The organism is Flavobacteriales bacterium, from assembly GCA_025210295.1.
In the GTDB taxonomy this organism is placed as follows: domain Bacteria; phylum Bacteroidota; class Bacteroidia; order Flavobacteriales_D; family Parvicellaceae; genus S010-51.
Genome location: JAOASC010000005.1, coordinates 19,843 through 29,977, shown reverse-complemented (window position 1 = coordinate 29,977; position 10,135 = coordinate 19,843). Strand labels below are relative to the sequence as shown.

Sequence of the window (10,135 nt, the reverse complement as noted above, 5' to 3'; positions counted from 1 at the left end):
TTTCATAAGTTCATACTCAACAAAATTAGGAAGTCACCCAAATGATGTTTGTGTACTTTCATTATCAATAGAAACCATACGAGAAATTGATTTCCATTTTAGAAAAGCAACGAATGAGAAGTCTTATATAATGGCTGAAACAAAAGAATTTTACGACCATTTAAAGGAAAAAAATGGTCAAACTAGAAAATTCTATAAGGAATTAGATAAAATTAGAAAAAACAAGAAACTCCATTTTTGGATGAATTCCGGTGTTACTAAATTCTCGACTGTGCACAGTTACAAAGGTTGGGAAATAAAAACACTTTTTCTGATAGTTCAAAAAGACACTCTTGAAACGACATATAAGGAACTTATATATACAGGTTTTACAAGGTGTATGAATAATCTTGTAATTATAGACATTGACGATAATGAACTATCAACATTTATGGATAAATTGCAATTTGTGGAAAAAATAGAAAACCCAGCAGCTAACAATGTGTATAGTGCATAAGGGTTTCAGTGGTTTTGGAGCGATATCACCCGCATCAATTTTGGGTGGTAACTTGATAAGTTTGTACGCCGCAATCCCTTACGACACCTTAAGCTCACCGTTAAAAAAATACACCTTCAATTTCTCTCAAATCCTCCTCTAAAAAGTTTGAACTTTGTTCTATTGAGGTCACTAAAAATCAAAAGCTCGATACGAAAGTATCGGGCTTTTTGATTTTCTTTTTCTGAATTTGGACTATTATGGTTTATCAATGAAAACGAATCACCCTGCCGTCACTTTTTTATAAACAAAGAAAAAGTATCGAATAATACTTTGAGTAATTGATCTCTAGGATTTATTTCCTAACTTTCATACATAAACGTTGGATGTAATTATAAAAAAAATGGGTGAACAAGAGATAAAAGAAAGAATCGTAAATGTCGAAGCAAGGTTACTTGAGCAAGAACATAGGTTGCTACCAGTTTGGCTTAATTTTTTTCGAAGAAATCGATATGGTAAAAATGATAAGAGACGAAGTTCAACATTAAAAGCCTTATTGTGGAGTTTTGTTCCTAAGCCAACACCTACAGTCATTGCAATTTCATTGATATCAATTGTTACGATGATTCTTGCTTATGAAGCCAATATAAAGCTAGAGAATCAGAATACTTTATTGCTGATACAAAATGAGCTTCAGGAATCCCAAAGAAGAGCTTCTCTTAATATAGAGATAAGTTCTATAATGCAACAAATAAATAATGATAGAGAAGCTGAAAGACTTATTAGTTTGAAAGATTCTATTCACACTAAAAGAGGCCATAAAAGAGCTCCATATCTATTGTCCGATATTACAGCAGCAAGAATAACTTCAATTAGCCGTTCATTAAGGCCTTACAGAGTTCTAAAAACAGATAGAATGGACTTGAGTAAGTTTAGTAGCTTGTCAGATTTTTTTGACAACAAATTAAAATATGTTAAGACCAGATCTTTACGAGTGAGCGATTTTCTTGAAACAGACATTAGAAGCCCAGAAAGGGAGCAATTATTGGTTGCTCTTATTACCATGAGAATTTCTTTTTCTAACATTGGGAAAAGATCAAATTTCGACTATTCAAATATTCAAGGGTTTGATATAAGCCGAAGTGATTTGCAATCCATCAACCTCAATCATTCAAATTTGAGCGATTGTGCCATCAGTTATACATTTTTTGATTACGCCAATATTAAAAATACCGATTTATCGGGTGTTTACGGAACAGCTCCTGTTTTCGTTCAGGCAGATTTGGAGGGGAGCAGTTTTAAAAATTCAGTATTAAATAATATTAATTTTAAGAATGCTCATCTAAAAAATGTGGATTTTACAAATGCTGATTTAATGCTATCAAATTTTGAGAATTCAACTTTAGATGGAGCAGATTTTACTGGGGCAAATTTAACCGGGGCTGATTTTAAAGATATCAATGATTTAAGTCTTATAAAGTCCTTAAAAAGTACAACTCTAACTGGGGTGAAAAATTTAAGTGATTCATTGATTGATGTTGCGATTTCTAGAGGAGCAATATTTTCTGATTAATAACGGTTAATAATTGTTTTAGAGGAGTTCAAATACAGTGTTTTTGTAGAGTGAAAAATACTAATGTTACTCCTGTTTTTACTTATTATGGGGTTAGATAATCTGAAATAATAAAAATAGAATTCAACGATAAATAAACTATTGCTTATTGGTGTGCATTTCATATCTTTTTACTCCATTAGCGGTTAGATATGGAAAAATCAAATGGTTGACATAGCTTACGTATCGCTCTTTTAATCCTTTAGCAAGGAAGTCATTCGGGGTTAGGTTTATAAAGAAAAAAGTCCGCATTGCCCCACTCAAATTCATTAGGTAGTCTAAATCATTATCGTTTAGCTCCTCTCGTAATAATCCTTGAACTTGTAACTGTTTTAAAATTTGTAGATAGCCTTTCTTCCTTGAGCTATTGTCTTGTTCTAATCTCGATGCTAATGCTGGATAATCTCTCCTAATCTCGACGAAGTCTACATAAAAAAATAAATATTTTATCGAAAGCTCAAACGTGATTGTTGGAGCATCTAATATGCTAGCGAACAGATTGCTAGAATCAAAAGTCTTTAGAATTTCAATTGTTTCTTGAAGCATATCTTCGTACAAGGATACAATCAAGAGTTCTTTCGTCTTAAAATGATAAGTTACATTTCCGTAGCTAATCGAAAGCTCATCAGCAACCTCTCTTAAAGTCACATTTTTAAACCCTTTTTTATTAAAAAGTTCCCTAGATAGCTGCTTAATTTTATTTTTTGTTTTCATCTTTTTTACAAAATTAGTCCATTTGGACTAATTTTTAATATCTTTGAATCAAATTTACATTAAATATGGCATCAATATACAAGAATAAGGAAGCAAAAGAAGAATTAATGCGTTTGTATGATGAAAAGTTAAAGTGCTTAGAAATTAACTATACCAATATAGATGTGGATACCAGTTTTGGTAGAACAAGGGTGGTACAAGCGGGCAATGTGAATGGAAAAAAGGTCGTGATGTTTCACGGTTACAATGCTGGTGCCCCCATAACATTAGAGGCGGTAAAAGAGCTCTTAGAAAAATATTGTTTTTATGTTGTAGAAACTGTTGGGCAGGCAACAAAAAGTGAAGAGTTTACCATAAACATAAAAGATGATTCTTTTGCACTCTGGGCGGATGAAGTTTTGAAAAGTTTAGAGCTAGAAAAAGCCAATGTGATTGGAATATCGTATGGTGCTTTTATTGTTGAAAAATTGATGACTCATAAACCAGAGCGTATAGAAAGATGTGTTCTTGTAGTTCCAAGTGGTATTGTAAATGGAAATATTTGGGAATCCACTAAAAAGTTAACATTTCCTTTAATTAGGTATAAAATTACTCAACAAGAAAAACACTTAAAGTCTTTTTTAAATGCCTTTGCGCCAATTGAAAATGACCACTTATATAGGATGTTGAGTACAATAATGAAAGGTGTAAAACTAGATACACGTATTCCTCAATTATTAAAACCCCAAGATGTAAAAGGTTTTGATGCGCCTGTTTATATCATTGCAGCAAAAAATGATGTTTATTTTCCAGGAGAAAAAATTGCAAAAAGAAGTGAGGAATTGTTTTCTAATTTAAAAGAGGTGCATCTATTAGAAAACTCAAAACATATGCCTGCGGAAGATACCTATACCGTGATTCAGCAAAAAATAGAGGAGTGGATAGGGTAGAATATTAAAGCAAATTCACCCATAGACAATTTTGTTTATGAGTGAATTTGCTGTAGTGGTAAAGTATGTAGGGTATGCTTTAGAATAGCTTGCTTTATTTTATAACTTTTATTACGATTGAAGCCCTACCAGTTTATAACTTTCTTCAACAAGTTTTCTAGCAGTATCCATGTCACGCGCATTAGGATTAGGAGATTGCATTGGCCAGCCTCCTTTTTTACATTCCTTATCTCTATATAATACACTGTGCTGACTAAAATAAGCTCCAGAATGATTACGTGCATCATCAGAAAGTAAACAATGTAAAGATGTTTGAGCTGCTTCAGTACTGCTATCAGTCATACCTTTTACAAAAGGTTGTATGACTTTCATAAGAGTACGGATAAAAAAGTTTCCTCCACTACCAAAGTTAGAACGTGCCCAACCTGGGTGAATAGAAGCTGTAGTTACCCCAGTTCCTTCAAGTCGCTGAGCTAATTCTTTGGCATATAATACAACTGCTACTTTCGCTTCTCCATAGGCTTCAAAGTTGTTGTATTTTCTTTTTTTATGGTGTAAATCATCTAAATGCACTTTATATCTGTTTTTAGGGCTACCTGCATGAACTACGGAAGAGATAATAGCCATACGTGACTCTTTGGTGTTTTTTAAAACATCTAAGAGCAATTCTGTCATTAAAAAGTGACCAAAATAACTAGCAGACCAGGTGTATTCAAAACCATGTTTAGTGTATTTAGGCTTATTTTCCATGTTCACCATACCAGCATTACACATTAAACCATCAAGTTGAGTGTGTTTACTTTTAAAAGTAGTAACGAAATCACGAACAGATTGTAGATCTGCCAAATCACAAGCAATAACTTCTGAAGAACCTTTCAGCTCTTTAAAAGTAGCTCTAGCTTCTTCTCCTGCATTAACTCTTCTACAGGCCATAACAACATGAGCACCTTGTTTTACCAATTGTCGAGTTGTTTCTAGTCCTACACCAGAATTTGCTCCAGTTACAATATAGACTTTCCCGCTAATGTCTTTTGAAAGCGTTTTTTCATCACAGGTGATTAAATTTTTATGTGCCATAATATTTTGTTTTTCAATTTGATACTTCAAAGTAACAGCTATTAAAGTAATCAATAGAACACAATATTTGGAACATAGAACACAATATTCAGAAAACAAAAAATCCGTTTCATTAAGTTGAAACGGATTGACTTATTGGGGGGCTAAAATAATTGGTTAGTTCAAAAATTGAGATCGGTAAACGTTGGGAGATTCTCCTGTTTTTTTCTTAAATAATCTACTAAAATAATGCGGGTAATTAAATCCCAAATCATATGCAATCTCATTAATCGTTTTCTCTGATTGTGCTAAATCGACTTTAGCAAGTTCAATAATGTGCTCATCAATGTGATCTTTGGTACTTTTTCCAGTTTCTTTTTTTAATAAATCGCTTAGGTATGTGTTGGAATAGTTGACTTTTTCAGCAAAATATTCTGGAGAAGGAGTGCCTTGCTGTAAGTGAAGCTTTTGAGCATAAAACTCTTGAATTAGCTCTTCTACTTTACTCACAACATCTGAACTACTGTTTGTTCTCGTAATAAATTGTCTCTCATAAAACCGTTGAGAATAATTTAGAAGTAATTGAATATTGGTAACCAAAACCTCCTGACTATGCTTATCAATGTTCATCCTTAACTCCTCTTTAATGTTATTGATGGTTTCAATCAAAGTGTTTTCTTCTTTTTTAGAAAGGTGTAAAGCTTCATGAACACCATAGTTAAAGAAGTTATATTTTTTAATTCGTTTACCTAAATCAAAATTTCGAATTAAATCTGGATGAAAAACTAGAAAAAAACCATAACTGCTTGGAGTGTGTGAATCATTGGAGGTTACAATTTGGTTGGGAGCAATGAATTGAAGTACCCCTTCCTCAAAATCATATTTATTTCTTCCATATTGCATTCCACAACTTCCATCTTTTAAGATAATAGAATACAAATCAGATGTCATCTTAACATCTTTATAAATGTCAGCCTGTTCATCAGACATTTCCAAATCGGTTACATCAAATACTCCAATCAATGGATGGTTAGGTCTTCCTTTGCCAATGGCTTCATAAAACTGTGTAACAGACTTGATTCTAAAAATATCGTTCTTTCCCATAGTACAAATCTAAAATACTTTATTTGAAGCGTTAAACACAATTCACAGTTAATCAAACACGATATTCATATTTAGCAATTTATCCCTTTACTATTTGAGTAGAAGCTTATGTAAGCTACTGATTTTTTGGTGTAGGAGTTTCCTAGAAAAAAATGACGCTACTTCCTTTTTTCAAATTGGTGTTGCTTTGTTTTATATCATCATCACATTTGCACTCAAAAGCACAAAATTGAAGTAAAAACAACCGTAGAATAGAAAAAATGCACAAAAAATCATAAAACTATTCTTAAGCCGTATTCTTACACGACTAAAATAGATATTATGAAGACGATAGCAGTAATTTCACTAACATTAATAAGTGTGTTTGTAACTATTCAAACAAAGGCGCAACACCTACACCTTATTTCAAATACCCATATTTTTTTAGAGGCTACAACGCCCCATGTTATTGATCCAGCTTTAATGAATGATCCTGCTTTAATGGGGGGAAACTTTTCTGGTTTTGATGATAACGAGGAGTTTAAATTATCACTTTCGGTATTGTTGTTAGACACAACAGAGATTTATAAGATATATGTAAAAGCAGGAAGAACACAAGGAGGAAACGATTTGTTTGATAGCTATTTTGAATATGACAATTATACACCTGCTGATGGACTTAGTTATGCAAGAGAAAAAAAGCAGCTTACTCTAGGTTTAGGTAACTATACTAATCTTAGAAATATTTATACAGAAGTTTACATTGAGAATACTAGTGGAGCGACAACTCAATATGTATTAAACCATATAAATCAATAGAATATGAAAAAGTTATTTTGGCTTCTTTTTGTTTTTACACTATATGCATCTTATTCTTTTGCGGAATATGATGTTAAGTGGGCTAATGTAAGTGGCTATTCTTATAGTCATACAGCGAATACCCTCCAAAAAACAGCTGGAAGTAATTGGAATTATGCTGTTTTTTCACATAACAAATTAGAGTCTCAGCACAATGGAGAAGTAAAATTTACGGTAACGAATACAGGGCATTCATTTTTTATTGGTTTGGTAAATTCAACAACCCCAGGAAATTATGAGAAGTTACAGTTTGCTGCTAATCAAAATCATACAGATTTAAGAATTTTTGAGTATGGGGATTTGAAAGATACCTATTCTGGAGTTATTGGAGTTGGTGATGTCGTAATGGTAGAACGAAGTGGTGCTAATATACTTTATAGTGTCATAAGTTCAGGTGTTAAGACAACTTATCATACTACTCCCGTAAATATTAATGATCAATTATATGCTGGGGCTTGTTCTTATTATCATGGAAGTGTTTTGGCTAATGTAAAATCGTCTTTTGGCTATATTGGTTGTGTTGCGTCTTTAACACATATTGATCCTGAAAATAATGTTTTAAGCGGAAGTATAAATGTTACAAGTATTGATGCTCAGGGAGGTTATTATACGTTGTCGTGGGATAATGGAGCAATGGGGAATAGCATCTCTGGTTTACAACCTGGAACATATACTTTAACAATAACTGATGGTATTGGAGGTGTTGAAGAACGCGTATTTAAAATAGGTTATTTGAATAAATGGTTAAACGTAACAGGATATACATATTCATCAGTCAACAATAGTATTGCAAAATTAACAGGAGGAAACAGTTGGAATGATGGAGTTGGGATTTCTGCAAATCAACTGAAAGCAAATGAGAACGGTAGCGTAAAATATGCTGTTGAAAGTATAACAGATAATAAGCTGAGAGTTTTTGGTTTAACAACCTACAATTTAGCAGGTGGAATAGGTAGTATTAAATATGGATTGGGAACATACAATGGTGATGTTTTTGTGTATGAGAGTGGAAGTTTTAACCATGCACGAAATGGTGTTTTGGCCATAGGAGATGAATTGGAAATACACAGGTACAATGGAACGGTTTATTATAATAGAATTCGTAATGGAAAAAAATGGACGTTTTATGAAACTGCCGCCAATGTTTTTATGTCAGAAGACTTATTTGTTGATGTAAATTTCTATTATCCAGGAGTTTCTCTAAATAATGTTGTCACAACTTTTGATATTCCTATTGATTTATCAGCTACTGTAACTCATATAGATTTAGATAATAATGTCCAGGGGCAAGTTGATCTTCAGGTTACAGGGACAAGTGGTCCATATACTTACTTGTGGAGCAATGGAGCCACTACTCAGGATATCAATAACGTTACTCAAGATACCTATTCGGTTGTGGTTACGGATATTTTTAACAATACCAAAAGCCAAACCTTTGGAGTGGATTATATGGTGAAATGGGATAATGTGTCAGGAATAGCAGTTGATGGAGTAAACAATATTTTAACCAAAACAGCGCCGTTTGGATGGACTAATGCAGGAGCGGTTTCTCATAATTATTTAAAGTCAGGAGAACCAGGGGTAGTTACTTATAAAGTTGATGGTATTGACTATTATCGTTTCCTAGGATTTTGGGATGAAGATATAGCAAATGTTAATGAGCCTGTAAACTCGTACAAAAATTTTGATTATTGTATGTACCAACGTTATAACCGAATTCATATTATCGAAAATGGGAATTGGATAGGCCAGTATAATTTCATTTCTCCTGGAGATATCTTTTACCTAGAAAGGGACGTGCAAAATAATAAAATTAATTATCGTTTCAAAGATGTGAGCACTGGTGGAGAATATTTATTGCGAAGTGTTACTCCACCAAATTCAAATAAACTTTATGTGGGAACAGCAATGACACAAACGGGACTGCAAGTCTCTAAAGTTCGTGCGACTTTCACCTACTCTAATGGAACAAGTTATGCTGAGCTTTATCCTAAGTTAAATGGAGGTTATTATAAAGTTGAAGATAAAAAACTTCGATTCCATTATGTCGAGGAATACCAAGATTTAGATGGAGTTTTAAATTATAAAGTTTATCCAACAGGAAGTAATACGCCACTTACGCTACCAGCTCAATCAGTGGTTTATGGAAATAATTTTTATGAAATTGATTTGAGCACTATACCGATTCAAGTTCCCCTATATTATATACTAGAAGTAACCAATGAGAAACAAGAGAAACAATACTTAAGGTTTTTCTATGATGGGAACCCAATTTTTGACCCGCAACATCCATGCCCTGGATGTCCAACAGAGTAAAAAAGATGAAGATGAAAAAGGAATTAATAATTATTGGAAGTTTGGTGTTGTTGCTTATCACAAGCTGTTCTAAAACAGAAAAAACAGGATACATCAAAATGGGAGAGTTGTTTGAAGCCTTTGAGTTGAAAAAACAATTAACTGGTCAACTCGAACAAACTGTAAATGCTCGAAAAAATGTGTTAGACAGTTTAAAGTTAAACTTAGAAATGATGGTGGCTGGAATTAAAGCCAATGAAACGAACGATTCTTTAAAACAAGCTTTTTTGTTTAGTAAAGAGCAATACCTAGCCAAACAACAACAGTTTGAGTCTGAGAATCAACAACTCCAACAACAATACGATAACCAAATTTGGACACAACTAAACGAATATGTAGAAAACTACGGTCAAGAACAACAGTTGGGGTACATCTTTGGAGCCAATGGCTCTGGTGCTATTATGTATGGAAAAGAATCCAATGACATTACTCAAGAGGTCATTAAATATGTAAATCAAAAATTTGTAGGAAAATAAAATGAAGCAAATCATTATTTACATATTGCCATTTTTAGCTTTAGGAGCTTGTACTTCAGGCCAATTGGAAGAGCAAGCTTATAAACAATGGGTCGAAAACCCTGAAAATGGGTTAATAGTACGTAAGGAAATCGGTCAGTTTGCTTATGAGTTATTTTATAAACCCTTGCCTTATCAACTGTTACAAGCAAAAGATAGTGTCGAAGCGACAGAAGAGCAGCAACATACAGAATATTATACATTAAAAATAGAAAGCTTAGATGGACAAGATGTACTCAAGTCTGGTGCTCGAGATGTGGCAGAATATAACAACCGTTTATTTTATTTAGCCGACTACATTCAACAAGATTTAAGTTTAATACAAGGAGGTGATACCTTACCCTGTTTGTTTGCGCATTACGAAAGAAATTACGGATTAGCACCTTATGCCAAAGTAACTCTAGCGTTTGAGGTCGAAAAAAAAGCTACGCCACAAGAAAAAACAATACGATTTAATGATCCTGTCTTTGGTGCAGGGCCAGTACAATTTTATTACCCAACAACAACACTTAATAATATACCCAAATTAAAACAGTAA

The 10,135-nt window shown here is 33.1% G+C and carries 10 protein-coding genes; 7 read left to right on the top strand and 3 right to left on the bottom strand.

Annotated elements, in window-relative coordinates; genetic code table 11:
• The coding region (locus tag N4A35_01200; GenBank protein ID MCT4580006.1) for a nuclease at nt 1–496 on the top strand (496 nt) is incomplete at its 5' end.
• Between the two features lie 361 nt (nt 497–857).
• A complete protein-coding gene (locus N4A35_01195) occupies nt 858–2,048 on the top strand; it encodes a pentapeptide repeat-containing protein (protein MCT4580005.1) in 1,191 nt (396 codons plus the stop codon).
• Between the two features lie 138 nt (nt 2,049–2,186).
• On the opposite strand, the gene N4A35_01190 is transcribed toward N4A35_01195, so the two are convergent.
• Nucleotides 2,187–2,801, bottom strand: coding sequence for a TetR/AcrR family transcriptional regulator (locus tag N4A35_01190; protein ID MCT4580004.1), 615 nt, complete (start codon nt 2,799–2,801; stop codon nt 2,187–2,189).
• 65 nt (nt 2,802–2,866) lie between these two features.
• Here N4A35_01190 and N4A35_01185 point away from each other — a divergent pair, with 65 nt between their 5' ends.
• Nucleotides 2,867–3,730 carry an alpha/beta hydrolase gene (locus N4A35_01185; GenBank protein MCT4580003.1) on the top strand — a complete coding sequence of 288 codons (864 nt, stop codon included), beginning with the start codon at nt 2,867–2,869 and terminating at the stop codon, nt 3,728–3,730.
• A gap of 111 nt (nt 3,731–3,841) precedes the next feature.
• Here the strand turns inward: N4A35_01185 and N4A35_01180 are convergent, their stop codons facing one another.
• Both N4A35_01180 and N4A35_01175 read right to left on the bottom strand, forming a co-directional pair.
• On the bottom strand, nt 3,842–4,807 hold the full coding sequence (locus N4A35_01180) for an SDR family oxidoreductase (GenBank protein ID MCT4580002.1): 966 nt from the start codon (nt 4,805–4,807) through the stop codon (nt 3,842–3,844).
• A 156-nt stretch (nt 4,808–4,963) separates the two neighbouring features.
• The gene (locus N4A35_01175) at nt 4,964–5,890 is read right to left on the bottom strand and encodes an AraC family transcriptional regulator (protein ID MCT4580001.1); all 927 of its coding nucleotides are present in this window, start codon (nt 5,888–5,890) and stop codon (nt 4,964–4,966) included.
• A 321-nt stretch (nt 5,891–6,211) separates the two neighbouring features.
• On the opposite strand from N4A35_01175, the gene N4A35_01170 reads away from it, so the two are divergent.
• From N4A35_01170 to N4A35_01155, 4 genes are read left to right on the top strand one after another with little or no spacing between them, the layout of a single operon-like run.
• Nucleotides 6,212–6,688 carry a hypothetical protein gene (locus N4A35_01170; GenBank protein MCT4580000.1) on the top strand — a complete coding sequence of 159 codons (477 nt, stop codon included), beginning with the start codon at nt 6,212–6,214 and terminating at the stop codon, nt 6,686–6,688.
• 3 nt (nt 6,689–6,691) lie between these two features.
• Entirely contained in the window at nt 6,692–9,043 is a 2,352-nt protein-coding gene (locus N4A35_01165) for a SprB repeat-containing protein (protein ID MCT4579999.1), read from the top strand.
• Nucleotides 9,044–9,054: 11 nt separating this feature from the next.
• Nucleotides 9,055–9,558 (top strand): OmpH family outer membrane protein, encoded by a 504-nt coding sequence (locus N4A35_01160; protein MCT4579998.1) that lies wholly within the window; start codon nt 9,055–9,057, stop codon nt 9,556–9,558.
• A 1-nt stretch (nt 9,559) separates the two neighbouring features.
• Nucleotides 9,560–10,135 (top strand): hypothetical protein, encoded by a 576-nt coding sequence (locus N4A35_01155; GenBank protein MCT4579997.1) that lies wholly within the window; start codon nt 9,560–9,562, stop codon nt 10,133–10,135.

What these genes read in the sequence shown, in the direction of transcription:
- N4A35_01190 (MCT4580004.1), bottom strand. Translation starts at nt 2,801, where the DNA reads ATGAAAACAAAAAATAAAATTAAGCAGCTATCTAGGGAACTTTTTAAT.
- N4A35_01185 (MCT4580003.1), top strand. Translation starts at nt 2,867, where the DNA reads ATGGCATCAATATACAAGAATAAGGAAGCAAAAGAAGAATTAATGCGT.
- N4A35_01180 (MCT4580002.1), bottom strand. Translation starts at nt 4,807, where the DNA reads ATGGCACATAAAAATTTAATCACCTGTGATGAAAAAACGCTTTCAAAA.
- N4A35_01175 (MCT4580001.1), bottom strand. Translation starts at nt 5,890, where the DNA reads ATGGGAAAGAACGATATTTTTAGAATCAAGTCTGTTACACAGTTTTAT.
- N4A35_01170 (MCT4580000.1), top strand. Translation starts at nt 6,212, where the DNA reads ATGAAGACGATAGCAGTAATTTCACTAACATTAATAAGTGTGTTTGTA.
- N4A35_01165 (MCT4579999.1), top strand. Translation starts at nt 6,692, where the DNA reads ATGAAAAAGTTATTTTGGCTTCTTTTTGTTTTTACACTATATGCATCT.
- N4A35_01160 (MCT4579998.1), top strand. Translation starts at nt 9,055, where the DNA reads ATGAAAAAGGAATTAATAATTATTGGAAGTTTGGTGTTGTTGCTTATC.
- N4A35_01155 (MCT4579997.1), top strand. Translation starts at nt 9,560, where the DNA reads ATGAAGCAAATCATTATTTACATATTGCCATTTTTAGCTTTAGGAGCT.